This window comes from Qipengyuania intermedia (genome assembly GCF_019711615.1).
GTDB classification, from domain to species: Bacteria; Pseudomonadota; Alphaproteobacteria; order Sphingomonadales; family Sphingomonadaceae; genus Qipengyuania; species Qipengyuania intermedia.
Genome location: NZ_JAIGNS010000001.1, coordinates 816,328 through 833,394, shown reverse-complemented (window position 1 = coordinate 833,394; position 17,067 = coordinate 816,328). Strand labels below are relative to the sequence as shown.

Here is a 17,067-nt window from a genome sequence, read left to right as displayed (position 1 = left end):
ATGAACACGACACTTCGCACTCTTGCTGCAGGCATGCTGCTCACGACTTCGCACGCAGCGCTGGCGCAGGAAGTGCCGATCGTCCTGCCGGGAGCGCCGGGCGAGGCTCCGCGCGTGATCGACCGGGAAGAGGCGATTGCCCTTGCCGACACTTCCTATTCCCCGGGCGACGTCGCTTTCATGCAGGGCATGATTACCCACCACCGTCAGGCGGTGCAGATGGCCGAACTGGCCGGTGATCGCACCAGCAACGATGCGGTGAGCAAAATTGCGGCAGGGATTCTCGCCACCCAGAAGGACGAAATCGCGTTCATGACCGAGTGGCTGGAAGCGCGCGGCGAAGCGATTGCGATGGACCATTCCATGCATGCGGGCCACGCAGGCCATTCGATCATGAAGGGCATGGCAACGCCTGCCCAACTTGCCGAATTGACAGCATCGAGCGGAACGGATTTCGACCGCCAATTCCTGCGCCTGATGATCGAGCATCACAAGGGTGCACTCACAATGGTCAAGACCCTGCACGAAGCGCCCGGCAGTGCCTACGAGCCGGTGATGTTCGAGTTCACCAATGACGTGGTCAGCGACCAGCAGGCCGAGATCGACCGTATGAACGCGTTGCTCGCCCAGCTGTCCAGCGATCCGAGAGCGACGCTGACCGCCGGCCTGCGTGATGCGGGCGAAGCGATCTCCGGCCTGCGCCTCGTTGCGGCCCAGCCCAAGCCGGCAGGCTTCTTCGATCCCAAAAATCCGGCGCAATTGCAGCCGCTGATCGAAAAGGACGAAGAAGAGAGCGATGCCAAGAAGGACGACGACGAGGAAGAGGACAAGCCGCAGTTCGGCAAGCGCGGGTCGCTGCTGGACTTCGCCAATACCGACATGGCCTTTTCGGGCGATCTGTTGGTGGCGGGCAGCTATCACGGCTTCAACGCCTACCGCCTAGGCGATGATGGCGTTCCGCAGCTGGTTAGTTCAACGGTTTGCCCGGGCGGTCAGGGCGACGTCTCCATCGTCGGCGACCTTCTGGTCATGAGCGTCCAGGACAGCCGCGCGCGCGTCGATTGCGGCCTGCAGGGCGTTGATGGAAAGGTCAGCGAAGACCGTTTCCGCGGTATCCGCATCTTTGACATTTCGGACATTACGCGGCCCCGGCAGGTCGGTCTCGTCCAGACCTGTCGCGGGAGCCACACCCATTCCATCGTCTCCGCCGATGACGAGACGATCGTGCTCTACAATTCGGGGACGTCTTATGTCCGCGATGACGAGGAGCTGGCCGGCTGCTTCGATACCGCAGGCGACGAAACCGCCCTTTTCAGCATCGACGTAATCGAGATCCCGGTCGCCAATCCGGCCGCTGCGCGGATCGTCGATAGCCCGCGTGTTTTTGCGACCGACGGGCAGATCGCCGGCCTGTGGCGTGGTGGCAATCACGGCGAAGGCACGCAGGACACCAATGTCACGAACCAATGTCACGACATCACGGTTTTCCCGGCCAAGAACCTCGCCGCCGGTGCCTGTTCGGGCAATGGCATCATCATGGACATTTCCGACCCGCGCAAACCGGTCCGGATTGCCGACGTGACCGACAAGGGCTTTGCCTATTGGCACTCCGCCACTTTCAGCAACGACGGCTCCACGGTCCTCTTCACCGACGAGTGGGGCGGGGGCGGTCGTCCGCGCTGCCAGGCGGGCGATCCGATGGACTGGGGTGCCAACGCTTTCTATGCGCTCGAGGACGGAAAGCTCGAATATCGCGGCACGTACAAGCTGCCCGCGCCGCAAAGCGACAAGGAAAACTGCGTCGCGCACAATGGCTCGATCATTCCGGTCCCGGGCCGCGATATCTTCGTGCAGGCCTGGTACCAAGGCGGCATTTCGGTGATCGATTTCACCGATGCTGCAAATCCGTTCGAAATCGCATATTTCGACCGTGGTCCGATCGATGAAGACCAACTGGTCACCGGCGGTTACTGGTCGGCGTATTGGTATAACGGACGAATCTACGCGACCGAGATCACGCGCGGACTCGACATCTTCGCGCTCGAGCCGAGCGAATTCCTCACCGCAGAGGAAATCGCGGCGGCGGAAGCGGCGCAATTCGAAGGCGGACTCTTCAACCCGCAAACCCAGACGCAGGTGACATGGCCCGACGAAGTGGTCCGGGCGGTAGAGGAGAGCCGCAAGGGGGGCTGATTACCCCTCCAAGCGGAACAATCACGGATCGCCGAGGTATAAACCCCGAGCCATTTTCAAGGCTGTGGGGGAATACCGTTGAAAAATCTGAGCCTTGCCGGGAAAGCGATTCTCGCATTTCTCGCGCTTTTCCTGATCCTGTCGCTAGTGTCGCTTTACGATACCAACCGCGGCGCTGTCCGCATGCTCGACTTCCTGCGCGAGCCGATGATGATCCTTGCCGGAATCTTCGGCGTTGCGGCAATCTTCTTTGCCAAGCCGCGATGGATTACGGCATTGGCGCTGGCTTTCGTGACCATCGGCATCAACCTGTGGCGGCTATGGCCCTACACGGCTTTGGCCTCGCCGCAGGTCGCCCTGCCGGATGAAGTAGACGGGATGAGCTGTGCCCGTGTGCTCGCTTTTAATGTGCTGCAATCGAACGATCAGTATGACCGCACGGCGCGGCTGATCGATAGCATCGACCCCGACATCCTCCTGCTGATGGAAACGAACGAGAAGTGGGTCGAGCAGCTTGCCCCGCAGCTGTCACGCTACTCCTATCGCCTGGATATGCCGCTTGAGAATAAATACGGGATGGCATTCGCCACGAGGTTGCGGACCGATCGGGCTGACATGGTGGCGAACACCAGTTCCAACACGCCCACGCTCTATGCGACGCTTCGCATGGGCGACGGCGCGCGTTTCGAGCTGATCGGTCTGCATCCGCGTCCGCCGCTGCCGGGTGAATCGACCGCAACGCGCGATGCGAATATCGCCAAGGCGGGTGCGAAGACCCCGGACGAGCTGGAAAACGTGCTGGCTATCGGCGACTTCAACGACGTGCCGTGGTCGGATACGACATCGCGCTTCGCCCGCGAGGGGGACTATTTCGACCCGCGTGCGGGTCGCGGCAGCTTCCCGACATTTCCGGCCGATTACCCCTTCATCGGCTGGCCGCTGGACCAGATCTTCGTGAAGAATGGCGTGAAAGTCGAAGAACTGGAGATCGGAGAGGATGTGGGCTCGGACCACTTGCCGCTGATCGCCAAGGTCTGCGTCGATCCCAACTCGCCCGATGCAGATATCGAGGGAGCCGCTGCTGCCGAGGCCGCCGAGAGCTGATACTCCGCAGGTCTGTACGGTCCAAGTCACGAACAATAGAAAAGGCCCGGCAGGATCGCTCCCGCCGGGCCTCTTCTTAGCCTGTCGGCTGGTCGGCTGGGCTTAGAAGCCCATGCCGCCCATGCCGCCCATACCGCCCATGTCGGGCATTCCGGGCGCGCCGCTCTTGTCTTCCGGCTGGTCGACGATGGCAGCTTCCGTGGTGATCAGCAGGCCGGCAACCGAAGCTGCGTCCTGCAACGCGGTGCGCACGACCTTGGTCGGGTCGATCACGCCGGCAGCCACGAGGTTTTCGTATGTGTCGGTCGCAGCGTTGAAGCCGAGCGAGGTGTCGTTGGCGTCGGTCAGCTTGCCTGCGACAACCGCACCGTCATGACCGGCATTGGTCGCGATCTGGCGAACCGGAGCCTGCAGCGCACGACGGATGATGTCGATGCCGCGGGTCTGGTCGTCATTGGCGCCTTCGAGACCGTCGAGAGCCTTCGTCGCGTAGAGCAGGGCAGTACCGCCGCCCGGGACGATGCCTTCTTCAACGGCTGCGCGGGTTGCGTGCAGCGCGTCGTCGACGCGGTCCTTGCGTTCCTTCACTTCGACTTCGGTAGCACCGCCGACCTTGATGACGGCCACACCGCCAGCAAGCTTCGCGAGACGTTCCTGCAGCTTTTCACGGTCGTAATCCGACGAGGTGTTCTCGATCTGCGTGCGGATTTCCGAAACGCGGGCCTTGATGTCGTCTTCCGAACCGGCACCGTCGACGATGGTCGTGTTGTCCTTGTCGATGGTGACGCGCTTGGCTTCACCGAGCATGCCGAGCGTGACGTTCTCGAGCTTGATGCCGAGGTCTTCGCTGATCATTTCGCCCTTGGTCAGGATCGAGATGTCCTGCAGCATCGCCTTGCGACGATCGCCGAAGCCCGGAGCTTTGACCGCTGCAACCTTGAGGCCGCCGCGCAGCTTGTTGACCACGAGGGTGGCCAGCGCTTCGCCTTCGATGTCTTCCGCGATGATCAGGAGCGGACGGCCCGACTGGACAGCCGCTTCCAGAACCGGAAGCATCGCCTGAAGGTTCGACAGCTTCTTTTCGTGGATCAGGATGTACGGGTTTTCGAGTTCGACCGTCATCTTTTCCGGGTTGGTGATGAAGTAGGGCGACAGGTAGCCGCGGTCGAACTGCATGCCTTCGACGGTTTCGAGCTCGAATTCGAGACCCTTGCTCTCGTCGACGGTGATCACGCCCTCCTTGCCGACCTTTTCCATGGCTTCGGCGATCTTTTCGCCGACTTCACGGTCGCCATTGGCCGAGATGATGCCGACCTGGGCGATTTCTTCGCTGCCCGACACTTCCTTCGAACGGCCGGCGAGGTCTTCGACAACCTTGGTGACCGCGAGGTCGATGCCGCGCTTGAGGTCCATCGGGTTCATGCCCGCTGCGACCGACTTCATGCCTTCGGTCACGATCGACTGGGCTAGAACGGTTGCGGTGGTGGTGCCGTCACCGGCGGCGTCGTTCGCCTTCGATGCGACTTCCTTGATCATCTGCGCGCCCATGTTCTCGAACTTGTCTTTCAGTTCGATTTCCTTGGCGACGGAGACGCCGTCCTTGGTGATGCGGGGTGCGCCGAAGCTCTTGTCGATCACGACGTTGCGGCCCTTGGGGCCCAGCGTGACCTTCACGGCGTTGGCGAGGGTGTCGACGCCGCGCAGGATGCCTTCGCGCGCGTCACGGCCGAACTTTACGTCCTTGGCTGCCATTGGTGTTTCTCCTGGAATACTTGGGTGTCGTTAGAAAGCGGTGGGGTCGGCGATCAGCCGATGATTCCCATGATGTCGCTTTCCTTCATGATCAGCAGGTCTTCGCCGTCGAGCTTGACCTCGGTGCCGGACCACTTGCCGAAGAGAACGCGGTCACCCGCCTTCACGTCGAGCGGGGTCACGGTGCCGTCTTCCGCCTTGGAGCCGTTGCCCACGGCGACGACTTCGCCTTCGCTCGGCTTTTCCTTGGCGCTGTCGGGAATGATGATCCCGCCGGCGGTCTTTTCTTCTGCTTCGATGCGGCGCACGAGAACTCGGTCGTGCAACGGACGAAATGCCATGGTGATGACCTTTCTACTGAGAGTGAATACCTGAATTGGCACTCCCACGTCGAGAGTGCCAGCGGGGCGCAAATGGGGATGCTGCCAAGCCGAGTCAACAGCTTCCGATGCCGATTTTTTCGCTCGGTTGGAGTGCAAGGAGGCAAGGCCAACCCGGGCCGTGCGAAATTGTGGCTGAAGCGCTGAACCTAGTCGAGTGAGCGTGCAAGGCCGGTCAGGCCCAGCCGGTCCCGACGATGCCATCGCCAGCCCAGCAGGACCGCTGCGAAAGTGAGGCCAGTTGCGAGGCCGATCCACACTCCGATGCCTTCCAGCGGAGTGTAGAAGCCGAGCACCAGGGCGGTGCCGATACCGGGTACCCAATAGGAGAACGCTGCGATCCACATCGGAACCCGCGTGTCCTGCAGACCGCGCAAGGCTCCGGCTGCCACGGCCTGCATGCCGTCGAACAGTTGGAAAGCGGCCGCGATGACGATGTATTTGAGCGCGAAGCCGACCAGCACCGCGTTCTTCGGATCCCAAGGATCGACATAGATCGCGATCAGGGGTTTGGGGATCACGATCATCGCCAGTGCAGTAATCGCCATGAACCCGGTTCCGACGCCGATGGCCATCCAGCCCGCCCGCCTGATTCCTTCCGGATCGCGCGCGCCATAAAAGTAGCCGACCCGGATCGTTGCAGCCTGCCCTATTCCAAACGGCACCTGGAAGGCGAGGGCGGCGATCTGGAGCGCCACCGTATGGGCGGCAAGCTGGCTTGCGCCGATGTTGCCCATCAGAAATGCGGCTGCTCCGAATATCCCGGCCTCTGCGGTGATTGTCAGCGCGATCGGCGCTCCGACCCGTGCGATATGGATGAAGCGCGGCCAGTCCGGCGACCACCAGCGACCAAGTACACGGTAACGGTGAAGGCGCGGATCCAGGCGGATGACGAGGATGTATGCTGCCAGCGTCGTGATCGTCGTGATGATAGTCGCGACCGCCGCTCCGCGAAGGCCAAGCTCGGGCGCGCCGAGGTTGCCGAATATGAATGCATAATTCGCCAGCGCGTTGACGAAGATGCCGCCGGCGGTGATCGCTGTTGCGAGAATGGGGCGGTCCAGCGTCGATACAAAGCTGCGCAGGACATTGTTGAACAGCATGGGGATCAGAGAGAGCACGAGGATCGTGTTGTATTCGATCGCGAGGTCGATGATCCCGGCCTCCTGGCCCGTCATCCGCATGATCGGACCGAGCGCGAGGCACAATCCCATCCCTATCGCTCCGGCAAAGACCGCCAGCCACATTGCCATGCGCACGCTTCGCCTGACCGGCCTGAGCGCCGGTGCACGGGCTCCCAGTTCGGCTGCGGCAACCGGCGCCACGGCACCGGTGAGGCCCGACAACGCCCAAAGAACGAGCCCGAACAGTGCAATCGCCAGTGCGGAAGCTGCCAACTGAGCCTCGCCAAGCCGGGCGATGAAAATCACGTCGACGGCATAGGTCAGCATCTGGAGCAGGTTCGCTGCCGCTAAAGGCCAGCCAAGCCTCAGCGTTGCGCGAAATTCGCGGCGCCAGCCATCGACCTCCGAAGACGCGGGCCTATCGTGCTGTGCATCCTGCATCGCCGCGTGTTAAGATAAGAGCAGGTCCGAACCAATGGCCGTCGGTCATGCTCGATTACGCGGTGACAAACTGGCACCGCTTTGCCACACTGGTGGCTCTGGGCCGATCACGGACCGGTGCCGTGAAACAGACGAACTTTTCGAGAATACTAGATTGGCCGAGGAAGCAGAAATTACAGAATTCACCGCGAGGAGCGAAGACCCGCGGCGTCGTTCCAATCGACTGGTCCTGCGCCTTCATACCGGGGTTGGACAGGCGGGGCGTGCGTTCGATGCGGAAGTGTTGAATCTTTCGCCAAGTGGCATGCTGGTCAAGACAAGCGCGAAGCTGTCGCTCGACGACCCGCTCGAAGTGGTCCTCCCGAAAGTGGGTCCGGTGGTCGCGAAGGTCGTCTGGTTCGACGACCAGCTTTATGGATGCAGTTTTGCTAACCAGCTGACAGATGAGGAAGTCGAGGCGGCCAATCTCGCATCAGGCCAGACCGATGAGACACACGGCGTCGACAATGAAACTCTGGGCTCACGGATCAAGCGCCTGCGAAAGAACCGGGGTTTGTCGATGCGAGCGCTCGCTGGGTTGGCGGGTGTCAGCAAACCGACCTTGTGGAAGTGGGAAAGCGATCGTGTCCGACCGCGCCACACCACCATGCAGCGGCTCGCCGTCGAACTCGGAATTTCGGAGCTGGAACTCGTCTATGGCGCACCTGCGGTGCGCGAGAACGAAGCGCTGGAATCGGGATCGCTGGCGGACATTGTCCGCGATGCCCGGCGCCGGATCGCCGATGCGGCAGGAGTGGACGAGAGCCGCGTCGATGTGCGGATCGATTGGGGTGAAGAAGATTAGGGGCGGCTAAGGCCGGGCCTCCTCGGGTGCGGCCTTTAGAACGAGACGATCCCGAATGGCGTCATAGCTCAGATCGACGCCCGAACTTCGCACGTTTTCGAGAGTAAGGCGGGGCTTATCGGGCAAGTTGGCCACCTGCCGGTCGAGCTTGAGTTCCGCAAGTGCGCTGGCAAGCTTGTCACGCTCGATCTCGACGCGCGTTCCGCCCATCAGGTAGATCGGCAAATCCGTTTCGCCCGCTCCGTCGCGGACCAGCCGCTTTAGGACCTCGACGCCGTCCGGCCCGGCGTCGAATGCAGGTTCAAGGCGGTAGGACAGCTTCAGGATATCTCCACCCCCTCCTGCGGCCACCTTCTCCTCTCGCGCCAAGGGCTGTGCGATCGGGTCTGGCATCTCCGCTTCCGATTGAGAGGTGGCGGGTGGAATGATCTGCCCGATCTCTTCGCGGACCAATGGTTCAATCGGTGGAAGCTTCGTCTTTGTCTGGCTCGCTTGAAGGGCGACCCGAAAAACGCCGAACTCTCCCTCCGGTCGGCTTTCTTTGGAGTTCGCGCCGACAACGGCCAACCCGGCCAGCGCGAATGCCGCGACGACGCCGAGGAGGGTGGCTTTTTGCCTTGCCCTCCTCGGTTCGATTATCGTCACGCCCGAACCCATGCTCAAGCCGGCAGGGTCAGGGCGGCGTATCCGACAGTACCTACCGCGATTGCGACACCGTAGGGCAATTTTGCAAAGTCATCCTTGCGGCGCTTCATCCCCTTGATGAAGCGTTTGAGAGTGAACCAGAAAAGGGCGAGAACGCCCCCTGACAGGACTATGGCCAGCGCCAGGGCAGGCGCGTCCATAATGGGGAAAAACGCTGCGGACCCCGCGTAGAACTTGCCGTCGCCCGCACCGAATATATTCCAGACGAACATGCAATAGCCGATCACGAAGGCAACGACCACGTGCAGGGCATGCCAGCCCAGCGCCGCCCAGCCGCCCATGGCAAGTGCCAGGCCGAGACCGGTCAGGGCCAGGAGCAATGAGAGAATGTTCGGCAGCTTGCGCCACACGATGTCGGTGATTGCACCGACAGACGAAAGCGCGGCGAGAACGCCGAACGAGATGGTCGCGAGGGCCATTGCTGTTCGTTATTCCCTGTTGTCGCCTGCATTCGGTGTCCGCAGGCTTACCCGCATGGGATAGCCGCTGGGAGCGTCGCGCTCGTTTTTCCTATCCCCGATTCTCACGCGCATCGGGTAATTTGAGGAGGACTGTATCCGGACCTCCGTCGGACGCGTTGAAACGCGCGGGCGGACCGGCTGGCCGCTGACCCGCACCCTCACGGCAGGGGCCTGCGTCACCGGTGTTTCGGCGGCTTCCGCAGTGCGGACCCTCACGCGGGCCTTCCGAGGCTGTGCGCCGTCCAGCGCGATGCGAGCGGTCGCCATGCCGCGTTCCAGCGTGATCTTGCGCTGTTCGCCGCCACTCGTGACGAGGCGCTGTTCGTTGACCGGTTCTTCGGCAATGGCAGCTTCGGATTTGGCGAAGTCGTTGTAGGCCTTGCGCGCTTCCTCGCGTTGGGCGTGCAGCGTGCGCATGTCCTGCGCGAGGTCGCTGGCGTAGAACCGCTCGAGATTCGCGGCGAACTTCGCCTCCTGCGGAGCGAGTGTTACCGCGGCACGGAAATAGCGCTCTGCCAGGTCGCCGCGACCGATTCGGGCGTAGGCGACACCGAGTGCATTGGCAGCATCGGGCGCAGTCTGGCGGTTCAATGCTGCGCGCTGCAGAGCAGGGATGGCATTGCCATACTGGCCATCGGCAAGAAGCCTGCGGCCCTCTTCCAGATCCGCCTGGCCGAACAATGGCTGGGTGGATCGAGTATGGTCGCCGAAATTGAAGGCATTGATGAAGCTCTGGCAGCCGGACAGCGGCATGACTACCGCCAGCGCGGCGAGTGTTGCAGGAACTTTCTTCATCTTATCCTCCTCCAGACATAGCGGGACCGATATCGCGTACGAACATGATGACGGCCGGCAGGACCAGCACGCCGATCATCGTCGGCAACATGCAAGCGACAAGCGGAATGGAAATCAGCACGGGAATGCGGTGGGCCTTTTCCTCGGCTCTCATCCGGCGCGCTTCGCGCATCTCGTTGGCGTAGACGCGCAAGGTATTCGCGATGCTCGTGCCAAGCTTGTCCGACTGGATAAGCAGCGTCGCGAACGAGCGGATTTCATCGACGCCCGAGGAATCCGCCAGTTGGCGCAGCGCGGTTTCACGCGATGCACCGGCGCGGGTCATCAGGACGGTTTCGATCATCAGGTGCGCGATGAGCGGGTGCGACCGTGTCATTTCCCGGCCGACCCGGTCGATCGCGGATTCAAGGCCAAGGCCGGCCTCCACGCACACCAGAACGAGGTCGAGCGCGTCGGGAAAACCGTTGATGATCTCCGACTTGCGCCGATCGGCCTTTGCGCGGATGAAAAGGTTGGGAATGTAGAGGCCCAGAGCCGCGAGGATCGAACAATACAGGTAGATCGAAAGCAGGCCCGGCGGCTCGGTGCTGAACGAGACGAGCAGCAGGAAGATGCCGGGTAGCAGGAATACCATGCCGATCCGCACCATCGTATAAATGCGCGGTGCACTAGAGCTTGAATAGCCCGCCATCTTGAGCTGCTTTTCGAGCTTGTGGTTCTTCGGGTCGGTCAGGCTCAGGCCGGTGCGTTCGATACTGTCGGCAATCTTTGCCCAGCGGCTATCGGAATCCGAACGTACGAGATTTGTTTTTTCGTTCGACGCGGCATGGGCATCGAGCCGCGCGATCTGCTGGCTCATCCTGCGGCGGGCTTCGACGCCATTGACCACGATCAGGATAACCCCGGTCACGATGGCAAAGATCAGCGCAAGGACCAGAAGGCGTACGACAAGGCTGGTGGCGGCGAGTTCTAGCATGTCACACCTTCAGATCGATAAGCTTGCGAATGGTGAAGACACCGACGAAATACAGGAGGACAAGGAAGATCGATCCGAAGATGAAGATCGGGTCGTCCGCCACGTCGAGATAGAATTCCGGCGCGCCGAGGAAGGTGGTCACGAATGCGAAGATCGGCAGGATACTCAGCATCCAGCCCGTCATTCGACCTTCGGAGCTCAGCGCGCGGACTTTCATGTACATCGCTGCGCGGTCGCGGATGACGCCGGCGAGATTTTCGAGGATTTCCGCCAGATTGCCCCCGGTTTCGCTTTGGACCGACAGCGAGACCACGAACATGCGCATGTCTTCCAGCTTCCAGCGGTCTGCCATTGAATCCAGGGCTGTGGTCAAGTCGGCACCATAGGTGATCTCGTCGCTGACGAGCCCGAATTCCGAGCCGATCGGGTCATCCATCTCCTGCGTCAGCAACTCGATTGCCGAAGCGACCGGATGGCCGGACCGCAGCGCTCGAACGAAAATGTCCAGTGCCACGGGGAACTGCTTTTCCATTGTCTTGCGCCGACTGTTCGCGACTTGCTTGATGATGAAATAGGGGATGCCGGCGCCCGCAGCGATGGCGAAGAGAAGGCACAGCTGCACTGCGCCGAAGCCGATTTCCGCACCAGCCCCGACTGCAATGCCCAGGGCGATGATGAAGAGCAGGCCGATGCCTACGGCCATGGCGATCAGGACCTGCGAAATGCTCCAGGTGATACCGGAGGTATAGATCATGTGCTCGAAGCCGATCGCCATGCGGCGCAGAAGCGGCGGCAGGGCCTCGTGCTCGCGTGGCCGGTTCTTCAGCAGTTCGCCGTATAGATCTTCGCGCGTCGTACCCTTCTGGATTAGCGACATGCGACGGTTGGCAGCCACCGTATGGGCACGGCGCGCTGCTATGGTCCTGCCGACCGTCTGGAAAAGCAGGAAGGCCGCCGCGAAAATCGCGAGCAGGAAGACGATGCGGATGATCTCGGTTGTCATCAGCCCAGCTTCATGTCCGGACGGAACAATTCGGGCGAAAGATGCATGCCGTGCGATTCCGCTTCGTCGAGGAATTTGGGCCGGATGCCGGTGGCCTCGAAGTGGCCGAGGACAGAACCGTCGTCGGCGCGCCCCGTCATGCGGAAGCGGAAGATCTCCTGCATGGTGATCGTTTCCCCTTCCATCCCGGTAATTTCCGAGAGGCTCTTGATCTTGCGTCGGCCGTCGGAAAGTCGTCCGACCTGGACGACGACATTGATGGCCGATGCGATCTGGGCTCGGGCACTCTTGGAAGTGATGTCGATGCCGCTCATGCCGATCATCTGCTCGACGCGGCTCAACGCATCGCGCGGCGTATTGGCGTGGACCGTGGTCATGGATCCGTCGTGGCCCGTGTTCATAGCCTGCAACATGTCGAAAGCTTCGCCGGCGCGGACCTCGCCCACGATGATGCGGTCGGGGCGCATACGCAGGGCGTTCTTGACGAGATCGCGCTGGGTTACCTCGCCCTTGCCCTCGATGTTCGCCGGGCGCGTCTCGAGGCGGGCGACGTGCGCCTGCTGCAGCTGGAGTTCGGCCGAGTCCTCGATGGTGACGATGCGCTCCGCCTCGTCGATGTAGGAGGACATGGCATTGAGCAGCGTCGTCTTACCCGAACCAGTACCGCCGGAGATCAGGACGTTGCGACGCGATTTCACGATCGCCTCGAATACAGGAGCCATCTGTTCGGGAACACTGCCCAGATCGATCATCTTTGCAATGCTGATCGGGCTCTTGGCGAATTTACGAATGGATACCAGCGAACCGTCGAGTGCCAGCGGAGCGACAATGGCGTTCACACGCGAGCCGTCGGCGAGGCGGGCGTCCACGAAGGGCGAGCTTTCATCCACCCGGCGGCCCACCGCGCTGACGATCTTCTGGATCACGCGCATCAGGTGTTTTTCGTCCTGGAACCTGGTCGGCACCGGCTGAAGCATGCCGCGTTTTTCAACGAAGACCGTCTCCGGGCCATTGACCAGGATATCGGTAATCGTCTCGTCGGCAAGCAGAGGCTCGAGTGGGCCGAGGCCCATGAGTTCGTCGACCAGTTCCTGGACGAGTTTCTCGCGCTCCTCGCGGTTGAGGGGCTCATCGAAATCGGCGAGCAATTCGGGGAGGATGCTGGAAATCTGGGCCTTGATCTGTTCCGTCGGCGTCTGCTCCAGCATAGCCAGGTTGAGACGGTCGAGCAGGCTGTGATGGATCGACAGCTTCAGCTTGAGCATCTTCTCGGTATGCTCGTCCTTCTTGCCGAAAAGGATGCGCTCTTCGTCTTCGGCCGAGATCAGGTCGGCGTCGTTCTGCTGCGTGACCGGCGTCTCGTGCGACGTCTCGTCGAGTTTGGTCTTCCACATGTCAGTATTCCTTCCCGATCTTCGCACTGATCGAAGTGGCCAGGTCGGCGATCTGGCGAGAGAGGCGCGCGCGCTTCTGCAGCGCTGTTACGCTGACGCCCTGCAACTGGGCCTCCTCGACAAGCTGCGAATCTTCTTCGAGCGTCTGCACCACGTCGTAGCCGAGGAGTTCTTCCATCTGCGTCACGTCGGAGCGTTTGAAGAGACCTCCCGAGAGACGGTTGAGTACGACCGAGATGTTCTCGCGGTCACGGCCCAGCATCTGGAGCAGCGACAGTTTGCGTTTCACGTGGCGTAGAGCGGAAATCCGTCCTACGCCCACGACCACAACTTCGTCTGCTGACAACAGGATCGGCATCGCCCAGTTGGGCAGCGTCGAGGGCATGTCGAGAACAACCGCACTATAGCGCTTGCGGGTCTCGCGGAGCATACGGGCGATTGCATCCGCAGACGCGCTTTCGATCGGATCGATGTCGTCGGGCGCCGCGAACAGATCGAGGTCATCGCCGCAATCGACTGCAACCGAGCGCATCAGTTCATCATCGATCTTGTCGATCGCCTCGAACAGGTGACTGATGGTCATGCGCGGGCTTTTGTCGAGATAGGCGCCGGCATCGCCGCTCTGCAGCGAAAGATCGATCAGGGCGGTGCGGGCTCCTTCGCCCAGGCGCGAACTCATCATTGTCGCGAGCTGGGTGGCAACAGTGCTTGCGCCGACGCCGCCTGCGGCGCCGAGCACTGCGACGACCGGTGCGAGCTTGGTTGGTATCGCGGGCTGGGTGGGTTTCGCATCGCGCGCCACGTCCACGATCGCAGCGATCAGTTCTTCACTGGAGAAGGGCAGTTCCAGCACGTCGGAAACGCCTTTTCGCAGCAGGGAGCGTACGGTTCTCACCGGCGCATCCTGCAGCCCGGCTATCACCGGAAGGCCGGGACGCTTCGCGCGAAGCCGTTCGAGTCGGGCAAGCGAAGCAGGATCTTCGGAATCGATTTCCACAACTGCGATTGCAGCCTGGTCTACCGCCGCGGCCGGGAATTCCTCCGCCGTGCCCATTCGGTGCAAGGTGACCGAATCTTCAAGGATGGCGACATTGCCCAGCGCCTCTTTACGCGCGAACACGTGCACGCCTTCTGGAAGGGTCATTCCGTTGTCCGTTTCGTAGGTGTCAGAAAAATCGGTCATGGCGCTCTCAATTCGAGACATTGCCCGAACTGTCTTCAGCCGTCAGCGAGTAGGCAAAATCGGGAAGATCGACAGTTCCGAGAAGGAAGGAAAGAAGTGGGCGATGCTGCATGGAAACGAGCCGTACGGTCACGATGGGCGCGACCTCCGGACCGTTTGGATCGCCCGCGTATCCGAGCCCTGACCAATCGTAATCAATCCTTACGTTGGCGTTTGTTATTTCGCTTTTGAACAAGCGCATTCGGTTTGCGATATTGTTGAAGGCCGTGCCGTCGAAGCCCGGTGTGAAGGAACACGCGGCCTTGCACGTGCAAGCCGTCGATGTGCAGGCCACGCCCGGGAATGCGGTTTGGGAAACCGCAGCCCCCTGTACGGTACTGCCGTCGAGGACGAAGCTGTAGGTCTCCAGCCCATTGGGCACCATTTCGGTGACCACCGCGTAGCGTGCGCCCATTTGGGTCGCCTTCTCCGCCCGGTTTATCTGCCAGGCGTAGAAGCCGACATCGAGAATGCCGAGCAGGAACACGAGCATGACCGGCACGATCAGCGCGAATTCGGCTGCCGCTGCTCCGTGATCGTCGCGGACATATTTGGCGAGGACGCTCATATGCCGTTCACCGGTGCTTGGGCGCTCGCAGTCACTTGGGCGGAGCCATCGATGAAGCCGAGCTGGTTGAACAGCGAGGGATAGCTGGCGGTGCCCGTTACCCTTACCACGGGGCCGCCCGAAACCTGGGCGCTGTAAATGCCGCCGGTGAAGGCGGAGTTGCATTGGTATTCGACGGTGACGTCGGTCAGGGCCCAGTTCTTGATACGGGGGCTGCCGCTCGTGTTGGTAGTGCCGTATACCGTAACGGCCCGCGTATTCGACAGCGAAGGATTTCCGGCAGCCGTCCAGGTGGTGGGCCCGCCCGCCGTCTGGCAGGCATAGCCCGCGCCGGTAAAGCCGAGGCGACCGGCATATCGTGCACCTTCGCGCACTGCCTTGATGATCTTGTGCTCGGTATAGAAGTAGTGACCGGCCTCGAACCCGCCGAACATGATCGCCAGGAGCAGAGGCAGCATGAGGGCCATCTCCGAAGCTGCGGCACCGCTCTGGGAGGGCAGGAAGGCGCGGCGACAGTTCATTCGATCAGATAGGGCACGTCTTTGCGGATGGCCTGGGGCGTAGGATTGCCCGCGCCGCCACCGACGGCCGCTTCCCTGATGACTTCCATGTAGACGCCGTCACGAACGCGTCCGTTGGCTATTTCTGTGGGGTCGTCCACGATCGGCTCGACCAGGAACATGTCCACCCATTCGTCGACTTCGACGGCGGTGGACCCACCCCTGATCGCGTCGCAATTTTTCACTACCGCAATGGTCAGTACGCGGCGATCGATTGTAGAGGTTCCCGGAAGGCAGAGTGGGCGTCCGAACTGCCGGTTGACACCAGCTGCCGCATTGTACGGCATGTTGTTGTTCGCCAGCTCCCACAAATAGACCTCGTAGCGGGTCATGTTGATGTTGGGCGGCGAGACACCCGGGTGGTTTATCCTGAAGTAATCGGAAATCGCCCAGCGTCCGTCACCGAATTTCTCGCTCAGCCCGCCATTGTAGTCGCTGCATGAAAACCTTGTGCCGTCGGCCTTGAGCGGATTGTAGCTGTTGTAGTGACACAGGTCGCGAGTAGCACCGATCGCATCGATCACTCCGTCGGCATCGAAAAGGGTCGTTAGCGCTTCGGTTCCGTTTCCGGGGCCGGGGCGGAAACGCCGGCCGACCGGGGGCAATTGCCAGCCACTGCCGTGCTGGCGGCAGGCATTGTTGCCGAGCGAGGCATCCGGCTTCACGAGGTCCTTGACCGTATTGCGGGCAGGAGGGCAACTACCGGTGTTGCAGACCGAAAGCTGGCCGCCGTTGCCGTCGCCGATGTCGAAGCGGGTGTTGATTGCCGCGAAAAGGACCTGCGCATTGCCGGTTTCCGGATCGGTGCCTCCATCGATCGGTGCGCATTTGAGACTGCCGGTATCGAGGGCAAGCGCGTCGACCAGCTGGGAAAGCTGTCCCTGTCCCACTTCAAGGAAACCGAAATCGCCCGGTGCCCAGCTGTTGCCGCCCTGGCCCGTCATCCGGACGCCCATGCCCTTCTTGCTGGCGGCATTGAACGGCCTTGTGGGGTCGGGGCTGCACATCATCAGGGGAGGAACGCGGCAGATGGCCGATCCCAATCCGGCAAAGGCGGTTGCATCCAGATCGGCACCCGGCAGCAGTCCGGTGACCGGAAGGAGGGCGTAGTCGACCGTCTTGGCGTTGACGTCGACTTCCACATACCGCGCGGTGGCGTCGCTGTTCGCTGCCTGGGTCTTTGCCTTGTCGCGATAGAAGCGGACCTGCCCCATGGCATCGCACGTAGTTTCCGAGGGAACCGTGACCGCGCTGTTTCCGCTGGCAAGGAGGGAGAGGTTCGACACCAGGGACACCGCTGCGGTGGCTGCGCGGCTGCAGGCACCTGTTTTCCCGTCGAGCTGCGTGGCTGCGGCGAGGGCAGCCTGGTCGGCGCCGTTCTGCAGTTCGGAATCCATGCCCATGAGGCGGGCGTAATCCATCCCCACTCCCGCCATGGCGACGAGCGGGATGATGGCTAGCGCATAGGTCGCGGCGACTGCACCGCGCTCTTCCCTACGGAACCTGTTCAGGAGGTTTCTTGCGCTAACCATTCGAACATACCCG

The 17,067-nt window shown here is 61.7% G+C and carries 16 protein-coding genes; 3 read left to right on the top strand and 13 right to left on the bottom strand.

From position 1 onward, the window contains the following. Positions 1-2,193, top strand: a complete 2,193-nt coding sequence (locus tag K3179_RS04070) for a DUF305 domain-containing protein (protein WP_221562585.1) — start codon at positions 1-3, stop codon at positions 2,191-2,193. Between the two features lie 78 nt (positions 2,194-2,271). Continuing rightward, positions 2,272-3,297 carry an endonuclease/exonuclease/phosphatase family protein gene (locus K3179_RS04065; protein WP_221562584.1) on the top strand — a complete coding sequence of 342 codons (1,026 nt, stop codon included), beginning with the start codon at positions 2,272-2,274 and terminating at the stop codon, positions 3,295-3,297. Between the two features lie 102 nt (positions 3,298-3,399). Here K3179_RS04065 and groL read toward each other — a convergent pair whose 3' ends face one another. The 3 genes from groL to K3179_RS04050 form a co-directional block, all read right to left on the bottom strand. After that, positions 3,400-5,049: a chaperonin GroEL gene (gene groL, locus K3179_RS04060; protein ID WP_221562583.1), complete on the bottom strand. Its 1,650-nt coding sequence runs from the start codon at positions 5,047-5,049 to the stop codon at positions 3,400-3,402. Positions 5,050-5,102: 53 nt separating this feature from the next. Continuing rightward, on the bottom strand, positions 5,103-5,390 hold the full coding sequence (gene groES / locus K3179_RS04055; protein ID WP_090477425.1) for a co-chaperone GroES: 288 nt from the start codon (positions 5,388-5,390) through the stop codon (positions 5,103-5,105). A 188-nt stretch (positions 5,391-5,578) separates the two neighbouring features. Beyond that, entirely contained in the window at positions 5,579-6,994 is a 1,416-nt protein-coding gene (locus K3179_RS04050) for an MATE family efflux transporter (protein ID WP_221562582.1), read from the bottom strand. A gap of 34 nt (positions 6,995-7,028) precedes the next feature. On the opposite strand from K3179_RS04050, the gene K3179_RS04045 reads away from it, so the two are divergent. Beyond that, positions 7,029-7,838, top strand: coding sequence for a PilZ domain-containing protein (locus K3179_RS04045; RefSeq protein WP_247712792.1), 810 nt, complete (start codon positions 7,029-7,031; stop codon positions 7,836-7,838). A 6-nt stretch (positions 7,839-7,844) separates the two neighbouring features. Here K3179_RS04045 and K3179_RS04040 read toward each other — a convergent pair whose 3' ends face one another. The 10 genes from K3179_RS04040 to K3179_RS03995 form a co-directional block, all read right to left on the bottom strand. Next, the gene (locus K3179_RS04040; protein ID WP_221562580.1) at positions 7,845-8,231 is read right to left on the bottom strand and encodes a hypothetical protein; all 387 of its coding nucleotides are present in this window, start codon (positions 8,229-8,231) and stop codon (positions 7,845-7,847) included. A gap of 266 nt (positions 8,232-8,497) precedes the next feature. Beyond that, on the bottom strand, positions 8,498-8,962 hold the full coding sequence (locus tag K3179_RS04035) for an A24 family peptidase (protein ID WP_221562579.1): 465 nt from the start codon (positions 8,960-8,962) through the stop codon (positions 8,498-8,500). Positions 8,963-8,971: 9 nt separating this feature from the next. Next, positions 8,972-9,799 (bottom strand): hypothetical protein, encoded by an 828-nt coding sequence (locus K3179_RS04030; RefSeq protein WP_221562578.1) that lies wholly within the window; start codon positions 9,797-9,799, stop codon positions 8,972-8,974. 1 nt (position 9,800) lies between these two features. Further along, entirely contained in the window at positions 9,801-10,775 is a 975-nt protein-coding gene (locus tag K3179_RS04025) for a type II secretion system F family protein (protein ID WP_221562577.1), read from the bottom strand. Position 10,776: 1 nt separating this feature from the next. Then, on the bottom strand, positions 10,777-11,778 hold the full coding sequence (locus K3179_RS04020) for a type II secretion system F family protein (protein ID WP_221562576.1): 1,002 nt from the start codon (positions 11,776-11,778) through the stop codon (positions 10,777-10,779). Beyond that, positions 11,778-13,172, bottom strand: a complete 1,395-nt coding sequence (locus K3179_RS04015) for a TadA family conjugal transfer-associated ATPase (RefSeq protein ID WP_221562575.1) — start codon at positions 13,170-13,172, stop codon at positions 11,778-11,780. Before K3179_RS04015 ends, K3179_RS04020 begins: the two co-directional genes overlap by 1 nt. A gap of 1 nt (position 13,173) precedes the next feature. Further along, entirely contained in the window at positions 13,174-14,355 is a 1,182-nt protein-coding gene (locus K3179_RS04010) for a CpaE/TadZ family protein (protein ID WP_221562574.1), read from the bottom strand. 7 nt (positions 14,356-14,362) lie between these two features. Continuing rightward, positions 14,363-14,962, bottom strand: a complete 600-nt coding sequence (locus K3179_RS04005) for a TadE/TadG family type IV pilus assembly protein (RefSeq protein ID WP_221562573.1) — start codon at positions 14,960-14,962, stop codon at positions 14,363-14,365. Further along, positions 14,959-15,483: a TadE/TadG family type IV pilus assembly protein gene (locus K3179_RS04000; RefSeq protein ID WP_221562572.1), complete on the bottom strand. Its 525-nt coding sequence runs from the start codon at positions 15,481-15,483 to the stop codon at positions 14,959-14,961. Before K3179_RS04000 ends, K3179_RS04005 begins: the two co-directional genes overlap by 4 nt. Next, positions 15,480-17,054 carry a TadE/TadG family type IV pilus assembly protein gene (locus tag K3179_RS03995; protein ID WP_221562571.1) on the bottom strand — a complete coding sequence of 525 codons (1,575 nt, stop codon included), beginning with the start codon at positions 17,052-17,054 and terminating at the stop codon, positions 15,480-15,482. Before K3179_RS03995 ends, K3179_RS04000 begins: the two co-directional genes overlap by 4 nt. Positions 17,055-17,067: the final 13 nt, after the last annotated feature.